This window comes from Rothia sp. HMSC071B01 (genome assembly GCF_001808945.1).
Classification (GTDB): domain Bacteria; phylum Actinomycetota; class Actinomycetes; order Actinomycetales; family Micrococcaceae; genus Rothia.
The window spans coordinates 323,616-340,948 of record NZ_KV795070.1 but is presented as its reverse complement, the minus strand read 5'-3'; the positions used below and the strand labels follow the sequence as shown (position 1 = coordinate 340,948).

General features: G+C 60.5%; 14 protein-coding genes. All 14 read right to left on the bottom strand.

Features of this window, described 5'->3' with window-relative positions; translation table 11 throughout:
* Positions 1-9: 9 nt before the first annotated feature.
* Positions 10-1,512 (bottom strand): shikimate kinase, encoded by a 1,503-nt coding sequence (locus HMPREF2527_RS02930; RefSeq protein ID WP_070506250.1) that lies wholly within the window; start codon positions 1,510-1,512, stop codon positions 10-12.
* On the bottom strand, positions 1,512-2,729 hold the full coding sequence (aroC, locus tag HMPREF2527_RS02925) for a chorismate synthase (RefSeq protein WP_005508730.1): 1,218 nt from the start codon (positions 2,727-2,729) through the stop codon (positions 1,512-1,514). Before aroC ends, HMPREF2527_RS02930 begins: the two co-directional genes overlap by 1 nt.
* A 119-nt stretch (positions 2,730-2,848) precedes the next feature.
* The gene (locus HMPREF2527_RS02920) at positions 2,849-3,784 is read right to left on the bottom strand and encodes a shikimate dehydrogenase (protein WP_070506248.1); all 936 of its coding nucleotides are present in this window, start codon (positions 3,782-3,784) and stop codon (positions 2,849-2,851) included.
* Between the two features lie 272 nt (positions 3,785-4,056).
* Entirely contained in the window at positions 4,057-5,250 is a 1,194-nt protein-coding gene (gene mltG, locus HMPREF2527_RS02915; protein ID WP_070506247.1) for an endolytic transglycosylase MltG, read from the bottom strand.
* Complete coding sequence (ruvX, locus tag HMPREF2527_RS02910) at positions 5,247-5,810, bottom strand: Holliday junction resolvase RuvX (protein ID WP_070506245.1); 564 nt, start codon at positions 5,808-5,810, stop codon at positions 5,247-5,249. Before ruvX ends, mltG begins: the two co-directional genes overlap by 4 nt.
* Positions 5,811-5,812: 2 nt before the next feature.
* Positions 5,813-8,500 carry an alanine--tRNA ligase gene (gene alaS / locus HMPREF2527_RS02905; protein ID WP_070506244.1) on the bottom strand — a complete coding sequence of 896 codons (2,688 nt, stop codon included), beginning with the start codon at positions 8,498-8,500 and terminating at the stop codon, positions 5,813-5,815.
* A 132-nt stretch (positions 8,501-8,632) separates the two neighbouring features.
* Positions 8,633-9,127 (bottom strand): peptide chain release factor 4, encoded by a 495-nt coding sequence (locus tag HMPREF2527_RS02900; RefSeq protein ID WP_070506243.1) that lies wholly within the window; start codon positions 9,125-9,127, stop codon positions 8,633-8,635.
* Positions 9,127-9,573, bottom strand: coding sequence for a DUF948 domain-containing protein (locus HMPREF2527_RS02895; protein ID WP_070506242.1), 447 nt, complete (start codon positions 9,571-9,573; stop codon positions 9,127-9,129). Before HMPREF2527_RS02895 ends, HMPREF2527_RS02900 begins: the two co-directional genes overlap by 1 nt.
* Positions 9,574-9,879: 306 nt before the next feature.
* Positions 9,880-10,512: a 30S ribosomal protein S4 gene (gene rpsD, locus HMPREF2527_RS02890; RefSeq protein ID WP_005505914.1), complete on the bottom strand. Its 633-nt coding sequence runs from the start codon at positions 10,510-10,512 to the stop codon at positions 9,880-9,882.
* Between the two features lie 706 nt (positions 10,513-11,218).
* Positions 11,219-12,784 (bottom strand): replication-associated recombination protein A, encoded by a 1,566-nt coding sequence (locus HMPREF2527_RS02885; protein WP_070506240.1) that lies wholly within the window; start codon positions 12,782-12,784, stop codon positions 11,219-11,221.
* A gap of 150 nt (positions 12,785-12,934) precedes the next feature.
* Entirely contained in the window at positions 12,935-13,369 is a 435-nt protein-coding gene (gene dtd, locus HMPREF2527_RS02880) for a D-aminoacyl-tRNA deacylase (protein ID WP_070506239.1), read from the bottom strand.
* A 106-nt stretch (positions 13,370-13,475) separates the two neighbouring features.
* The gene (locus HMPREF2527_RS02875; protein WP_070506237.1) at positions 13,476-14,003 is read right to left on the bottom strand and encodes a P-loop NTPase family protein; all 528 of its coding nucleotides are present in this window, start codon (positions 14,001-14,003) and stop codon (positions 13,476-13,478) included.
* Between the two features lie 192 nt (positions 14,004-14,195).
* Positions 14,196-15,968, bottom strand: coding sequence for an aspartate--tRNA ligase (aspS, locus tag HMPREF2527_RS02870; protein ID WP_070506229.1), 1,773 nt, complete (start codon positions 15,966-15,968; stop codon positions 14,196-14,198).
* 259 nt (positions 15,969-16,227) lie between these two features.
* Positions 16,228-16,689, bottom strand: coding sequence for a DUF559 domain-containing protein (locus HMPREF2527_RS09860; RefSeq protein ID WP_246824753.1), 462 nt, complete (start codon positions 16,687-16,689; stop codon positions 16,228-16,230).
* Positions 16,690-17,333: the final 644 nt, after the last annotated feature.

Genomic DNA, 17,333 nt, shown 5'->3' with positions numbered 1-17,333 from the left:
GGTGAGGGGTTATGCTTGGGGGCGCTGCGCGCGGGAGGCGCGGGTTGCGGTCACGTACGCCTGGATTTCGGCGGTCATCTCGGTGATGGGGCGGCCGCCTCGTGCGTCCAGAGTGAAGTGCGCCAGCTCTTCGTATCGGCTGCGGCGGCGCTCAAAAATTTCGGTCCACCGCTCGACCGGGTTCGGCTGCAGCAGCGGGCGGGTCTTATTGCCGGTAATGCGCGGGGTGACGGTGTCAGCATCAACGAGGATGTACACCACGCATTCGTCCTTGAGCAGCTCCGCGACCGAGTCGGTCATGGGTGCGCCACCGCCCAGGGAGAACACCGTGTTGCGGTACACGGGCGAGGTGAGGACCTCTTCGATGGTTTTGCGTTCGAGCTCGCGGAAGTACGCCTCACCAAAAATCTCGAAGATTTCGGAGACTTCGCCGTAGCGTTCCACGATGAGCTGGTCGGCGTCGAGGAACTCGTAGCCGTAGAAACGCGCAAGGTGCGTACCAATGTAGGTTTTACCTGCCGCCATGGGGCCGATGAGCACGATCGGGCGGGAGCGTTCCGCGAAGTTCTCGTGCATTTCACGCACCTGCTGCGGGTGGATGCGAGCGCCGGCGGACTCGTCTTCTGCGAGCGCCTCTGCGGGAACCTCTGCAGGAATGGCGAGCTCTGTAGGGACGGTGAGCTCTGCGGGTGCCACAGATCCAGCCGGGGTTGCGGACAGTTCGGAAGCGTCGAGGGGATTCTCCCCCGCCTGGTTCTCTTCTTCCGCGGGGGGTACTGCGGGCGCGGTGGGTGATGCGGGCGCAGCAACCTGGACCTTGCCGAACAGCGCCGGGGTCGGACGGACCGGCTTGGGGGGTTCAGCCGCGGGCACAGCTACGGGGGCTGCGGGCGCAGCCGGCGCAGACTGGGGTTCAGCCTTCTGCACGGGAGCAGAAGCACTCTCCCCCGCCGCCTCTGCAGGCTGAGCCTGCTTCGGAGGTGCCGGCTTAGGCGCAGTCGGCTTGGGTGCTTCCGCCTTCGCGGGTTCCTTGCGGGGCTCCTCTTCAGCGGTGCCCATGCCCTGCAGGGCGCTGAGCAGCTTCAGGCGCAGGTCCTCGTCCAGGCCGAGCGCCGGGTCGGCGTCCTCAGATACCGAGGAGGCGTACAGGCGCACACCCTGCGTGCTCGCCGTAGCGGCGGCGGGCAGGGGGCGGGCGCCAGAACGCATCAGGTCAGCGGGGGTGGGCACGCGAGAAGCCGGGCGGGAAGAATCCTCACGCGCAACAGTCTCACGAACCTCAGCACCCGCAACCTCAACAGCCTGCTCAGCCGCAGCAGATACACCAGATTCCGCACCGGATTCTGTGCCGGATTCCGGGCGCGGCGAAGCGCCCCCTCGCGCACGCTGCGTTGCCGCAGCAATACGCGCAAGGGGGCTCGAAGCGACCGGGCGAACACCCTGCTCCACAGAAACCTCCCCGGAACCGCGACCCTTCGCGCCGCGGCCCTCAGACTCCGCCGGAAGGGGCACTACGCGTCCCAACCAGCCACGTTAGACTCCCACGCCAGAGACGCCGGAATGGCGTCCAGGTAGGAATCCATGTTGCGGCGAGTCTCACCAATCGAGTCGCCACCAAACTTCTCCAGTGCAGCCTCAGCGAGCACCAGGGCGACCATAGCCTCCGCCACCACGCCGGCGGCGGGAACAGCACACACGTCCGAACGCTGGTGGTGGGCGCGAGCCTCTTCACCGGTGGAAGTGTCAATGGTCTTCAGAGCCTTCGGCACGGTCGCAATGGGCTTCATTGCAGCGCGCACACGCAGCAGGTCGCCAATGCTCATGCCGCCCTCAATACCACCGGCACGGTTGGTATCGCGGGTAACGCCGTGCTCACCGATGGAAATCTCGTCGTGAGCGGCAGTGCCCGGGCGGTCAGCGGTCGCGAAACCATCGCCAACCTCAACGCCCTTAATTGCCTGAATACCCATCAGCGCTGCGGCAAGGCGCGCGTCCAGGCGGCGGTCCCAGTGCACGTACGAACCCAGTCCGGGAGGCATACCGTACGCGAGCACCTCAACCACGCCGCCGAGAGTCTCGCCGTCCTTGTGCGCCTCGTCCACGCGCTGAACCATCGCGTCGGAGGTCGCCTTGTCGAAGCAGCGCAGCGGGTCAGCGTCCAGCTGGTCAACGTTGCGGGGCGAAGGCACCGGGGCGCCCTCGGGAGCGTGCACGCCACCCACAGCAACGGTGTGAGAAACCAGCTCAACACCCAGAGCCTTCAAAATCTGGGCGGCAACCACGCCAAGAGCCACGCGGGTCGCAGTCTCACGCGCGGAGGCGCGCTCCAGCACCGGGCGAGCCTCCGAGAAGTTGTACTTCTGCATACCCGCAAAATCGGCGTGACCGGGGCGCGGACGGGTCAGCGCAGCATTACGCGCACGACCCTCAATCAGCTTCGGATCCACCGGGTCGGAGCTCATCACGTCAGTCCACTTGGGCCACTCGGTGTTCGCAATCTCAATCGCGACCGGGCCGCCCTGAGTCAGGCCGTGACGCACACCGCCCAGGATGCGCACGCGGTCCTCCTCGAACTTCATGCGGGCACCGCGGCCGTAGCCAAGGCGGCGACGAGCCAGGGCGTCACGCACCATGTCGCTGGTGAGTTCCACACCGGCGGGTACGCCCTCAATAATGCCGACGAGCGCCTCGCCGTGGGATTCTCCGGCAGTGAGCCAACGCAGAGCCATAGGTTAACCTCTTTTCATCGCACCCGCACCGCAGCGCAGGAGGAAGGAATAATAATTCTTCACGTGTATAAATAGTGTATAAAATGCCTGTTTACTGAGCGAGTGAAAGCACGCTTTTTTCACGAAACGGAAGCACGAGGCGCAAGATCAACCGCCGCGCACATCGCATTCACCAAGCCCAGTAGCTCGCCCTCAGACAGGGTGCGATCGGTGAACAGCAGCACCTGCTCCACCGCCTGATACAGCAGCATCTCCAGGCCAGAAACCACCGTGCCGCCGTTAGCCTCCCAAGCGCTCGCCAGCACCGAAGGCCACGGGTTATACGCAACATCGAGCAGTACCGGCCGGTGCGTTGCGGAGGCGCCCTTCAGCCCGCTCAGCTGGCTCGCCCACTCATCCGCCGCATGGGCAGGAAGAGTAGACACCACCGGGTGATGACCGCGCTCCGCAAGGTTCTGCGGCAAATCAGCCAGAGAAACCTGCTCCAGCTGAACGCCCAGGCGGTCCGCCGCCTTCTGCACGCTACCGAGCTTATGCAACGAACGGGCGTACACGCTCACACGGGAATACCCCAGCTGATGCAGTGCGGTCAGGGCGGAAATAGCGGTCGCTCCCCCGCCCACAATCGCGGCAGAATCCTTGAGCGGCTGCGGCTCCAAACCGGCGTGGCGCAGCGCGTTCACAATGCCAATCACATCCGTGTTATCGCCCAGCACCTTCTCACCGCGCGGATACACCGTGTTCACCGCACCGGTCACTCGGGCAGTCTCACTCAGCTCATCGCAATACTGAATGACCGCGGTCTTCAACGGCATCGTCACCGACAGACCCGCAATATACGGGGCGTCCTCCGTACCCTTCGGGTGGCGCACCCCGTGCATAATCTCCGGCAAATCATCGGGCAGAGTATCGCGGCGATCATAACCCAAATTCTGCTCACCCAAAAAGTCATACGCGGCACGATGCAGCGCAGGCGACAGCGAATGCGCAATAGGGTGCCCCAGCACGTAGGCGCGGCGAAGATACGGGGCTTCGCGGTACGGTTCAGTCTTCATCGATAGATACTCTCTCGCTCTCAACGCTGGGGAACGCTCTCAACACTCAACGCTCGGGGCTTGCGGACATGCACACCACGAACCCAAGTTCATAGGCGCACTCTACCCATTTTAAGGGACAAACCAATATTCGGGTATAGCCCAACAACCGAGCACCCAGCATTCGGGTACAGCAAAGGCGGGCACCTCCCCCACTCTCGTGGAGGCGGTACCCGCCTCAGCAAGGAACCTTCAGCCCAAAGCTACCGGCTCGTAGCTACCGGCTAAACCGATTAGCTACAACGGTTCGGGTGCTTAGAACACCACTGGTTGTACTCTTCAACATAACGCTGGTGCTCAGCGTAAGTGCGGGAGTACTTAGTCTCACCGGAATCCAGGTCCACAGTCACCCAGTAGTAGTACGGGTTCTTCTCAGGAGCCGCAGCAGCCTTAATCGAAGCCAGCTGCGGGGAACCAATCGGACCCTTCGGAAGACCCTTATTCGCATAAGTGTTGTACTTATTGCTCTTATCGGCCTTCTGCTCTTCAGTCAGGTGGTACGAACGGACACCCAGACCGTAAGTCACGGTCGCATCCGACTGAATCAGACCCGAGGTCTCACCATCGGGGTTGTTCAGGCGGTTCTCAATGATGCCTGCAACCGCCACGTAGTCCTTCGGCTGAGCCTCAAGCTCCACGATGGAGGCGATGGTCAGAACCTCAAAGATCTTCTGGTCGCCGCTCACGCCGGCTTCCTTCAGGTCAGCCTTGGTCTTATCAACCATGGTCTGAATGACCTTCTTGATGTCGGTGCCCTTCGGGAAGCGGTACTCACCCGGGTGCAACCAACCCTCAATCGAGGGGAAGTTGCTCGGCACACCGTACTGGGTGTAGTTGCTGACCGCGTCCTCAACCTGCTTGCGGGTGAACGCGCCATCGGAGCCAGAAACAATCAGATCGATGGTCTCGCTCACGCGCTTACCCTGCGGAATCGCCAGGTACAGGACGTTGCTGTTCGCATCAATAATGGTCGTAATCGCGCTCGAGCTGCTCATGTGCTGCTGCAGTTCATAGGTGCCAGGCTGCAGGTACTTACCCTTGCTCTCCTTGGTGTACACCTCAAGGAACTTATCAGCATCAGCAATGACGCCCGCCGCCTCAAGCTCCTGCGCCACCTGCGCGGTGGACTGGCCAGAACGAATCGTGAACGTCACGGTCGTGCCGTTACCGCCACCCGAGTAGTCACGAGTCTTGAACGGGTCGTAGCGAGTAATCAGGGCACCAGAAATGATGACCAGAGCCACGACAAACAGGGAAATTGCGCTCAGCAAAACGGCGTGGCGGCGGCGCTTACGCGCACGCAACGTAGCCACCGACACGATTTCCTGTTCCATCGTGATGCCGGTAATACCCTTACGTTCGTCCTCGGCCGTAGGCCTAAAGAGGTCGAGCCCGCTCTCTTCGGGATGTTTATTCTGTTCGGTCACTGAAGGTTCTCCGTTTCGTTGACGGCACCAACCGCGGTCCCTTCTGACTCAGACGGTCGGTTTTCTTCGTGGGCCGGATCGCTCACCTTGTACCCGGCTACGGACTGCCCCGCCTTGAGGGCATCCAGGCTGTACTGCAAAATGTTCACAGCCGCCACCTGGTCAACCATAGTCTTGAAATCTCGGCTGGAAACCCCAGCCTCGTGCAGTGCACGGTGAGCGCTCACGGTGGTGAGTCGCTCATCCACCAGCCAAATGTTAATGTGTGTCTTCTCTTCGGCATCCAGCTCGGAGCGCAGAGCCTGAGCGTACTCCCGAGCCATTTCCGTGGAGGGAGAATCCCCACCACGCATGGTCTTCGGAAGCCCGACGAAAACCTCCACCACCTCGTTCACCTCAATCAGCTTGCGCAAAACACGGCGGTCAGAGTTCTTCTTCTCGTCGCGGCGCAACGTCTTGAGCGGGGTGGCGAGAATACCGTCGGGGTCGCTGAGGGCGGTGCCGACGCGGGCATTACCCACATCGACACCCATCCGCACTCCGCGCTGGAATTCTGCCATGTTTAGGCCTGAGCCTGTGCGATAGCGTCGCGGACAGCGTCCAGTGCAGCACCAATCTTGGATGCGTCCTGGCCACCACCCTGAGCGACGTCGTCCTTACCGCCGCCACCGCCGCCGAGAACACCGGCAGCGACGCGGACCAGAGCGCCAGCCTTCACGCCAGCCTCACGAGCGCCCTCGTTGGTTGCCACCAGGACGACGGGGCGGCCATTAGCCACACCCACCACGGCGACAACAGCGGCCTCGGAGCCGAAGCGCGAACGCAGATCCAGAGCCAGCTCACGAACGCCGTTAGCGTCCAGTTCGCCAGCGTCATGCGCCAGAACGCGAACAGAACCGATGGTCTGTGCGTTCTCCAGCAGCTTGCCAGCCTCAGCCTGCAGCTTCTCGCGGCGCAACTGAGCCAGTTCCTTCTCAGCAGCCTTCAGCTTAGCCAGAGTCTGGTTAATCTTCTCCGGCAGATCAGCGGAAGACTGAACCTTCATCAGGCCGGTCAGCTGGTTCACCAGGGTACGCTCAGCAGCCAGGTGGTTGAAGGAATCCAGACCCACCAGCGCCTCAACACGGCGGTTACCGGAGCCAACAGAACCCTCGGTCAGCAGGGTCAGCGAACCAATCTCAGCGGACGAACCAACGTGGGTACCACCGCACAGCTCGCGGGAGAACTCGCCGCCGATTTCAACAACACGCACCACATCGCCGTACTTCTCACCGAAGAGGCTCATAGCGCCCAGAGCCTTAGCCTCAGCAATCGGCATCTCACGAGTAATCACCTCGTGGTTATCGCGGATCGCGAGGTTAGCAACCTCTTCAACCTCACGCTTAGCGGACTCGGACAGACCCTCGCCCCACGCGAAGTCGAAACGCAGGTAGCCTTCCTTGTTGAAAGAGCCACGCTGAGTAGCCTCGTTGCCGAGCACCTGGTGCAGGGCAGCGTGAATGATGTGGGTACCGGAGTGTGCCTTCTCACCGTCGCGGCGGCGCTGAACATCAACCTGTGCCACAACATCGGCACCGGTGTGAACCTCACCCTCACGCACAACGGCGCGGTGAACGCTCAGACCCTTCACGGGCTGCTGAACGTCCTGAACGTCAATGACGAAGCCGTTACCGGTAATGACACCGGTATCAGCTGCCTGGCCACCAGCCTCCGCGTAGAACGGAGTCTCATCCAGGACAACCTCAATCTTGTCGCCAGCCTTAGCAGCGGGCACGGAAACGCCATCCACCAGGATTGCGCGCAGCTTAGTCTCAGTACGCAGCTCGGTGTAACCGGTGAAGATGGAGCCACGCTCGTCCACGAGCTTACGCAGCTCGGACAGGTCAGCGAACGCACCCTTCTTCGCCTTAGCGTCAGCCTGCGCACGGTGACGCTGCTCAGCCATCAGCTCACGGAAAGCCTTCTCGTCAACCTTCACGCCAGCCTCAGCAGCCATCTCCAGGGTCAGGTCAATCGGGAAGCCGTAGGTGTCGTGCAGAGCAAACGCCTCAGCACCAGAAACAGCGTTGGAGCCGTCCTTCTTAGCCGCAGCAACAGCCTCTTCCAGACGCTCAGTACCGGTCTCAATGGTGTGCAGGAACGCCTTCTCCTCAGCGTACGCAATACGGGAAATACGCTCGAAGTCGTCAGCAACGTACGGGAAAGCACCCTTCATCGCATCACGCGAAGCCGGGAACAGTACGGGCAGGCAGGGCTCAGTCACACCCAGCAGACGCATCGCGCGAATCGCACGGCGCATCAGACGGCGCAGAATGTAGCCGCGACCCTCGTTGGAGGGGGTCACGCCGTCAGCAATCAGCATCAGCGAGGAACGGATGTGGTCAGCCACCACGCGCATACGCACGTCGTCCTCGTAGCCCTCGTCCTCAGCGGACTCAGAGCCGTGGTACTTCTTACCGGACAGCTTAGAAGCAGCGTCCAGAACGGGGCGAACCTGGTCGGTCTCGTAGAAGTTCTCAACACCCTGCAGCAACATGGCAAGACGCTCAACGCCCAGACCGGTATCGATGTTCTTCTTCGGCAGATCACCCAGAATCTCGAAGTCATCCTTGCCGATGCCCTCGCCACGCTGGTACTGCATGAACACGAGGTTCCAAATCTCAATGTAACGGTCATCGTCAGCCGCCGGGCCGCCTTCCTTACCGTACGCGGGGCCACGGTCGTAGAAGATCTCCGAGTCGGGACCTGCGGGGCCGGGCTGACCGGTGGACCAGTAGTTTTCCTTCATGCCCATACGCTGAATACGCTCAGCCGGGAAGCCCACCTTGTTGTGCCAAATGTCGAAGGCCTCATCGTCACCCTCATAAATGGTGACCCACAGGCGCTCCGGATCCAGACCGAAACCGCCCTTATCCTGAGGGGTGGTCAGCAGCTCGTAAGCGAAAGGAATCGCCTTCTCCTTGAAGTAATCACCAAAGGAGAAGTTACCAGCCATCTGGAAGAAGGTACCGTGACGCGCAGTCTTACCGACCTCTTCAATATCCAGGGTGCGGATGCACTTCTGCACGCTGGTCGCGCGGGAGAACGGAGGGGTCTCACGGCCCAGGAAGTAGGGAATGAACGGCACCATACCGGCGATGGTGAACATAGCGCCGGGCTCGTTCGAAATCAGCGATGCCGAAGGCACCACAGTATGGCCGCGGGAAGCGAAGAAATCGATCCAACGCTTAGAAATCTCCTGTGAGAGCATCTCGTTCCTTAGAGTAATCTGTGCGAAATTCTAAATTAGTCTACTGACCTATGGTGCCTGTCCGAGAGCAAAATGGCTAATCGAGCCACCCTCGTACCGTGGTTAACGGACAAAAACACCACCTTTAAAAACCTAGTTGAAGAAGCCGTCGCCGAGCTGACGGTCACGCGCAATACGCTGCTCACGCGCTCGCTTCTGAGCCTCTTCCAAGGAGGCAATCTCAGCCTCCACCTCAATGAGTTCACGCTCAGCCAGGCGGCGGTTCGTGGATTCAATCTCAGCCGAGCTCATCTGGCGGTCCCATGTATCCAGGGAGCCAGGACGCAGATCCTGCTTCTGGCGCTCCACCTTAGCGTTGAGCTCCATCTCCTTCTCCTGCATGCCCTCACGCACGCGGGCGGCGAACTCAACAGCACGCAACGCATACGGCTGCAGGGGCTTGCCAATCGGCGAATCGAAGAACTTTCCCATATGAGACTCCGGGTTGAGGGCAAGCTCACCGTGCTCACGCATGAGCAGGGCGCTGCCGGGGGTACGCTGAGCAGGTTCGGAGGTGGCACGCCTGGAAGCGAAGTAACCAACCGCCGCGCCGGCGCCGAGCAGAAGAGCTGAACGAAGCAGACCCATTAGTTCTCACCGCCTGCAGAGTAAGAGGACTGAGCCGAACCGTACTGGCCGCCAGTGTGGGTGTTGCCGGTGTTGCCAGCGGTGCCGTGTGCATCGCCGGTCTTGCCGCCGCGGAACGCCTGACGCACACCGTACGAGAAGGACGCAACCTTAATCAGCGGCTGACCCACAGTCGAGGTCACCAGCGAGGACAGCGCAGAAACGTTCGCGGACGCATCCGAAACGTTCGAGGTGATGTCGTCAACCTTCTCCAGCTGCTCATTGGTGGTCACCACAGTACGGGTCACCTCTTCAATGAGAGGGCCGGTGCTCTGGTTCAGCGAACGAATCGTCACGATAAGCTCATCAAACACCTTAGTCAGGCGAATAATGGGTAACGCAAGAAGAGCCACCAGAATCGCAAAAACTCCTGCTGCAATCAGGCCCGCAATATCTCCGCCGGTCATCTATAACCCCATTCCGCTCAATGCATGATGCTTATCAATAGTCGTACAAGGCTGGACGCCACCGTGGCGTACAGCCGGATCGTGCATACAGTTCAGGACTGTATACACAGCTCAATCCCCTATTTTAGTCGAAAAATCCTTCAAGCGCCCCCTAAACTCTCATGAAACTCCCAGCGACGGAAGATTCACAGGTTCAGCGGCACCACTGCCCTGTAGTGTATATACCCCAAAAAACCCGCGCGTTAAACGGGAACAACCCGCCCCCACCGAACGGTGCAGGACGGGTTGCTTCTCGAAAAATCGAGATTATGCCAGACGCGAGTAGTACTCAACGACCAGCTGCTCGTCGCAGATCACGGGGATCTCTTCGCGCTTGGGCTTGCGCTCAAGCTTTGCGTGCAGCTTCTCGATCTCAACGTTCAGGTATGCGGGAACCTCGGGCAGAACTGCCTGGTGCTCGCCTGCAGCCGCAGCCTGGAAGGGGGTGGTCTTCTCAGCCTTGGGGTGAACGTGGATCAGCTGGCCGGGCTTGACGTGGAACGAGGGGCGGTCCACGCGAACGCCGTCAACCATGATGTGACGGTGAACAACCATCTGACGTGCCTGTGCAATGGTGCGGGCGAAGCCTGCACGCAGAACCAGAGCGTCGAGGCGGGTCTCGAGCAGCTCGACCATGTTCTTACCGGTCTGGCCCTCGGTACGCTTTGCCTCGAGGTATGCGCGGCGCATCTGTGCCTCGCGGATGTTGTACTGAGCGCGCAGACGCTGCTTTTCCTTCAGCTGGGTAGCGTAGTTGGAGTCAGCCTTCTTGCGGGCACGGCCGTGCTGGCCGGGGCCGTAAGGACGACGCTCGAGGTACTTTTCTGCCTTCGGGGTCAGTGCAATGCCCAGGGCACGGGACTGACGCACGGTACGGCGGGTGCGGTTGTGCTTAGCCACAATCTACCTTTCTATGTGAGGCTCCTGCACCCTCACGGATGGGGCCTCGGTCTGTTGAATACTGGCCTCCTCGGTTGACCCCGCCGAGATCCGTACGCGACCGATTCGGTCGTTGCTGTACGGCGGTGGGGCGGAGAGCTCGGGGCAGAGTACCCCGCAGCTACATTACTGACGCTCGCACGAATGCGGGCATAGTAATTGCCAGACCCGTCAAGCTTACCGGATGTACCCGGGCTTTACCAGCCTTTTGGGAAATCTTTGGTTCAAATCACTGTGCGTGTGGGTTTTTGATACTTACCCACACGACCCCACAGGAATTATTTATGCCCGTCAGAGCTATTTAGGTGGGACTTCCCCGAAAAATCGCGGCGCTAAGATGTTGGATTGTAATCATTTCGTTATTTTTAACCTGTGAATCTATGGGAATAGCTTGAAACGGCCCCCCATATCGCATAGACTAGAAACCATAACAAGCTTGGCGTCCGCCCTTCCGGGAAGGCCGATAGTCAAGACGTCTATCACAACTCAAAACTCTGACGCGGTGCGCAGTACTACCGAGGTACTACGCACCGCTTTCTGTTTGCACTCAGCTTGCACTCAGCCCTATACGGCTGCTTGCTCTATACGGTTGCTTTCCTGCCGAGGCGCGCTACTCCCCGGCGGTCAGCAGTCAAAGTAGTAGACGGCTCGATGGGAGCCACGTAAGCTAACGGGTCGTATCCTGCACCGGCGCGGCATCCAAAATACGGCGGATACGCTCACGACGCTCCGTCAACGTACGCTCAAAACCATGCTGAGTCGGCTCGTAGTAGACCGTACCGCGCAGAGTATCCGGCAGGTACTGCTGCGCCGCCACATGCCCCGGCTCATCATGCGCATACACATACCCCACGCCGTGACCAAACTGCTTAGCCCCCGCATAATGACCATCACGCAAATGCACCGGAACCTGACCGGCGGCACCCGCACGCACATCCGCAATCGCGCGGTTAATCGCGTTATACGCCGCATTCGACTTCGGCGCGAGCGCACAATATATCACCGCCTGCGAGAGGATAATGCGCGCCTCCGGCATGCCCACCAGCGCCACCGACTGCGCCGCAGCCGTCGCCACCTGCAACGCCTGCGGATCAGCCAAACCAATATCCTCACTCGCCAAAATCATGATGCGACGCGCCACGAAACGCGGATCCTCGCCGCCCTCCAGCATGCGCGCCAAGTAGTGCACCGCGGCGTCCGCATCAGAGCCGCGCATGGACTTAATGAACGCACTCACCACGTCATAATGCTGATCGCCCGAACGGTCGTAGCGGATCGCGGCGCGGTCCACCGCCTCCGTAGCATGTGCCAGGGTGATGCGCACGGGCGCGGCAGGTTTCGGGGCCTTCTCCCCCGCTTCCCCCGCCTGATTTGCCGAATTTGCCGAGTCTGCCGAATTTACCGAGTCTGCCGAATCTTCGGCGGAGGCGGCAGGTTCTGCCGAAGCCTGTTCAGCCTCGCTAAAGGCAATCGCAGCCGCCGCCTCCAGGGAGGTCAGGGAGCGGCGAGCGTCGCCTCCCGAAACCGCCGCGAGGTGAGCGCGCGCATCCTCATCAATGACCGCCGCACCATCAAAACCGCGCGGATCAGCCAACGCACGGTCAATCAGCTGCTCAATATCGGACTGCTCCAGCGAATGAACCCGCAACAGCAGCGAGCGCGAGAGTAGCGGCGAAATAATGCTGAACGACGGGTTCTCCGTCGTAGCCGCCACCAGAATCACCCAGCGGTTCTCCACGCCGGGCAGGAGCGCATCCTGCTGAGCCTTCGTAAAACGGTGAATCTCGTCGAGGAAGAGCACGGTGGTCGAGCCGTACATGTCGCGGTCGAGTAGCGCCTGATCCATGACCGCGCGCACATCCTTCACGCCCGCAGTAATCGCCGAAAGCTCCACGAACTTACGACCCGGCGCGCGCGCAATCACATGCGCCAAAGTGGTCTTACCCGTACCCGGAGGGCCGTACAAAATCACCGAGGACGGGCCAGCCGGGCCGGCGTTCTCCCCCGCCAACACGCGCAGAGGCGCACCCGGAGTCAGCAGATGCTCCTGGCCGAGAACCTCATCAATCGTGCGCGGACGCATACGCACCGCCAACGGCGCACGAGACGCCGAACGGGCAGAATGCGCACGCGACGCAGAGGCATACGAGGAGGGCTCCTCAGCGGGCGCGCCAATCAAGCTCACGCGGTCCCCGTCATCGGGCAGCTCAAGATCAAAGAGGGAATCAGCCATAGTCTTACTCTATCGTTTCACAGGCTTGAGGTGGGCGCGGGGTGCGGATTTAGCTCGCGGCGTGACACCACACGGGTTTTCGATAGGTTAGTGTCTTCGCCGTGGGTTTTAAACCCCGGGGCAATCCACTAACCTATCGAAAGCGCCGCCCTAGAGGGTCTCACTATCGAGAATCATGGTCACCGGGCCGTCATTGACCAGCTCCACCTGCATGTCCGCACCGAACACACCGGTCTCCACGTGCAGGCCACGCTCACGCAGCGCCTGAACATAGTCGTTGAACAGCGGCTCGCTCACCGCACCGGGCGCAGCAGCAGACCAGGAGGGGCGGCGGCCCTTCTTCGCATCCCCGTACAGGGTGAACTGGCTGACCGCCAGTACGGGTGCGCCCTCATCGAGCAGGGACTTCTCCCCCTCCAGCAGGCGCAGGTTCGCGGTCTTATCGGCAAGCTTCGCAATCTGTGCCGCACCGTCACCGTGCGTGATACCGACCAGAACCAGGTAGCCGGGCTGCTCAATCGCACCGACCGTCTCACCCGCCACACGTACCGCCGCGCGGGTCACGCGCTGAATAACTACTCGCATCGTTCACCTTTCATCATGGAACCGGCCTTCGCCGGGCTCATACATCTCTTTCGACACCACTCTCAGCGGCTGGTTTAGGGGAGCCGCAGTTCTAGAAGCAACAGCCTCAGAGCACGCCGCGCAACTGCACGGCACGCAAAAACTGGTTCGCCGCCCGCGGGGTACGAAACTCAATAAAACGCTTCTGCAGATGCTGCCCGCGAGCCTCCGCCAGCAACTCCCCGACGTGCGGGTAGCTCCTCCACGTGTACCGAATCATGTTGTCCGGGTCGCGCAGAATATTCCACAGCGGCGGTTCCACGTTATCAGCCCACAGTTTCTGACCCGTCACCGCGCGGCGCACCGTCCGGCGAACCACGCGCCACATGACCACCGCGCGGCTATAGCGCAGGTAAATCACCACATCCGCGCGCTCCAGCAGACGGCCACGCACCTGCGGATACTGCCACTCCGTAATCCACGCAGGCCGCTCAATGAGTGTCTGAACATCCGCCTCGAAACTAGGGCGCGGAGTCCAGTTCGGACCCCAATGCAACGAGTCCATCTCCGTATGCGGAATGTCCAGGAGGCGCCCCAACCGCGCCGCGAACGTCGTCTTACCGCTACCGCTCGGGCCGGCAATCAGAATACGCATGCTCCCCTCCCCCTTTGGTTAGTACACAAATCGGCACGCACGCCAGTTGATACAAAAGGTGGGCTGCGACCCTGCACCAGCAGAATACACAGCCCACCCTCAACGGCGACCCCGGCACAACTCAACGCCCGCCGGGTTCACGCCGCACAGGCCCACACCCCTACGGGGCGCACGACCAAAGACTAGAGAAGATTACTCCTCGTCCTTCTTCTTCGGCTTGAAATCAACGCCAGCTTCCTTACGCTGCTCCGGAGTAATCGGTGCAGGAGCCGCAGTCAGCGGGTCGAAACCGTTACCGGTCTTCGGGAACGCAATAACCTCGCGGATCGAATCAACGCCAGCCAGCAGAGACACAATACGGTCCCAACCGAACGCAATACCACCCATGGGCGGTGCGCCGTACTTGAACGCATCCAGCAGGAAGCCGAACTTCTCCTGAGCCTCTTCCTCACCAATGCCCATCACAGCGAACACGCGTTCCTGCACGTCACGGCGGTGAATACGGATCGAACCGCCACCAATCTCGTTACCGTTGCAGACAATGTCGTAAGCGTACGCCAGAGCCGAACCCGGGTCAGTATCGAAAGTATCCATGAACTCGGGCTTCGGGGAGGTGAACGCGTGGTGCACAGCAGTCCACGCGGAGTGACCCAGAGCCACGTCACCGGACTCAGTAGCCTCAGCAGAAGACTCGAACATGGGAGCGTCAACAACCCACACGAAGGACCACTCGCCGTCCTTAATCAGGCCGGTACGGTGACCAATCTCAACACGAGCAGCACCCAGCAGCGCACGGGAAGCCTTAGCCTCACCAGCAGCGAAGAAGATGCAGTCACCGGGCTTCGCGCCGGTAGCCTCAGCCAGGCCAGCACGCTCAGCGTCAGTAATGTTCTTAGCCACCGGACCGGTCAGCTCACCGTCCTCCTGAATGAGAACGTAAGCCAGGCCCTTAGCGCCGCGCTGCTTAGCCCACTCCTGCCAAGCGTCCAGGGTACGGCGAGGCTGGGAAGCACCACCGGGCATCACAACAGCACCCACGTAAGGAGCCTTGAACACGCGGAAAGTGGTGTCCTTGAAGTACTCGGTCAGCTCAGTCAGCTCCAGGCCGAAACGCAGGTCAGGCTTGTCCGTACCATACTTCTCCATCGCATCCTTGTAGGTCATGCGCTGAATCGGGCGGGGAACCTTCACATCAATCAGGTTCCACACAGCCTCAACGATGCGCTCGCCCAGCTCAATGATGTCTTCCTGATCAACGAACGAAGCCTCAATGTCCAGCTGAGTGAACTCAGGCTGACGGTCCGCACGGAAATCCTCGTCACGGTAGCAGCGAGCAATCTGGTAGTACTTCTCAATACCGCCCACCTGCAGCAGCTGCTTGAACAGCTGCGGGGACTGCGGCAGAGCATACCAAGAACCCGGAGCCAGACGAGCCGGCACCAGGAAGTCACGCGCACCCTCAGGGGTCGAACGGGTCAGGGTCGGGGTCTCAACCTCAATGTAGCCGTCCTCAGCCAGCAGGTTACGTGCCGCACGGTTCGCGTCCGAACGCAGGCGCATGATGCGAGCCGGCTCCGGGCGGCGAAGATCCAGGTAGCGGTAGCGCAGGCGCGCCTCCTCACCCACCTCAACGTGCTCGTCAATCTGGAAAGGCAGCGGGGCCGCGGTGTTCAGCACCTCAACGGTGGACACCTCAACCTCAATCTCACCGGTGGCCAGGTTCGGGTTCTCGTTACCCTCCGGACGCTTAGTCACCAGACCGGTCACACGCAGCACATACTCGTTGCGCAGGTGCTCAAAATCAGCCTCATTGTGGAAAACACACTGGGTGACACCCTCACGGTCACGCAGGTCAACGAAAGCGACACCACCGTGGTCGCGGCGGCGAGCCACCCAACCGGTCAGGGTAACAGTCTCTCCAATATTTGCGGCGGTCAGCTCGCCGTTGGTGTGAGTGCGAAGCACAGACATTCCTTTCATAGCGGGCACCTCACGACTATAGACAGTAGCCGGGTACACGCGGTTGATGATATGCGCACACTGCGTGCGCCTCATATATTGTATCCCCTCCGGGCAGGTCGATGGCGGGTCGGGGCAAGTCAGGCACCAGAAAATGGGGTAAGGCAGTGGGGCACAGATTTGTGCCATAGGTTAGCGTCTTCTGTCGTAGTTAAAAACCATGGCAGAAGACGCTAACCTATGGTCGAAATTTGTAACCTTGGCCTTACCGCAAAAGTAGCCCCCGAAGATGGGTGATGGCTACCCGCTCTTTCTGAAAAATATCAGCCCACGTGAGGTGCACGACCGTCCATCCGGCACGGGCTAGGGCACGGTCACGGGCTGCCTCGTAGCGGTCCCTGCCGGGGTGGTCCAGGTACTTCTGTTCACCGTCGAACTCAAGAATCACACGCGCCTCGGGCCAGGCGAAGTCCACCCGATAGTTACGACCCTCGCATGAAATCTGATACTGCGTTACGGGGAGGGGTAGCCTGTGTTCCATGAGTAGGCACCGGGTGAGGCTTTCACCCGCCGACTCGCTGGATGCATCCACCGCCTGCGCCAGAGCACGCCCGGAGGAACCGCCGTAGCCGGTAAGATTCAGCAGAATCTCAGTTACCTCGTGGAGCTCCATAAGTCCACGCCGCATGATGGAGTCAGCGAGGACCACCGCCTCCCGAAAGGGCATGCTGCGAGCGCAATCCTGCAGAGTGCGAGCCACCGTAGTCGTCATGATGGGTGTACCGGGTATTGCAGTCACCGCATTAGGGTCAAAACCTCGCCTATGTCTGCAGATACGCCCTCTATCGGATGGACTAGTCGCGGTACTGTACACATGCACGATTGAGGGCGCATTGAGTACATCTAGCCCCCAAAGTGCAGCTGCTGATGAGTGTGAAAAGACCCCCTGAAGACCCATGAGGTGAGCAGCAATGCACCGTACCGCAAGCCGCTCATCCGGAGTGAGCGACTGGGCATCGCGGGAATAAATATAGGCTCCTCGCTGGATACGTTGTAGGGTTCCTGCCGCCACCATCGCGCGGATATGCCGGGTTCCAATACCTCGTGAGTTGAGGATGCGCGTGGTGAGCACGAGAGGATACAGCTCGGCGGCGCATGTGGTTAGGGCTTGTGCGGTTTGGGTTTGGGGGTTCAGGATATTTGCGGTGTTCATAGGCTTTATCCTGGCAGTCTCTGCGAAGTTATGGGGTCTGTTCGTGAAATCTGTGGATAACTTCGCTGTTTTTAGGGAAATATCCACTATCCACAGGTGTAGGTTGTATCTCAGAATTTTTGTGCCATAGGTTAGCGTCTTCTGCCATGGTTTTTAAC

Coding starts and splice junctions, on each gene's coding strand:
- HMPREF2527_RS02895 (WP_070506242.1), bottom strand. CDS start 9,573: ATGACCGGCGGAGATATTGCGGGCCTGATTGCAGCAGGAGTTTTTGCG.
- ruvX (WP_070506245.1), bottom strand. CDS start 5,810: ATGGCAGAATTCCAGCGCGGAGTGCGGATGGGTGTCGATGTGGGTAAT.
- HMPREF2527_RS02920 (WP_070506248.1), bottom strand. CDS start 3,784: ATGAAGACTGAACCGTACCGCGAAGCCCCGTATCTTCGCCGCGCCTAC.
- dtd (WP_070506239.1), bottom strand. CDS start 13,369: ATGCGAGTAGTTATTCAGCGCGTGACCCGCGCGGCGGTACGTGTGGCG.
- HMPREF2527_RS09860 (WP_246824753.1), bottom strand. CDS start 16,689: ATGCCCTTTCGGGAGGCGGTGGTCCTCGCTGACTCCATCATGCGGCGT.
- HMPREF2527_RS02875 (WP_070506237.1), bottom strand. CDS start 14,003: ATGCGTATTCTGATTGCCGGCCCGAGCGGTAGCGGTAAGACGACGTTC.
- alaS (WP_070506244.1), bottom strand. CDS start 8,500: ATGCTCTCACAGGAGATTTCTAAGCGTTGGATCGATTTCTTCGCTTCC.
- HMPREF2527_RS02900 (WP_070506243.1), bottom strand. CDS start 9,127: ATGGGTCTGCTTCGTTCAGCTCTTCTGCTCGGCGCCGGCGCGGCGGTT.
- HMPREF2527_RS02885 (WP_070506240.1), bottom strand. CDS start 12,784: ATGGCTGATTCCCTCTTTGATCTTGAGCTGCCCGATGACGGGGACCGC.
- aroC (WP_005508730.1), bottom strand. CDS start 2,729: ATGGCTCTGCGTTGGCTCACTGCCGGAGAATCCCACGGCGAGGCGCTC.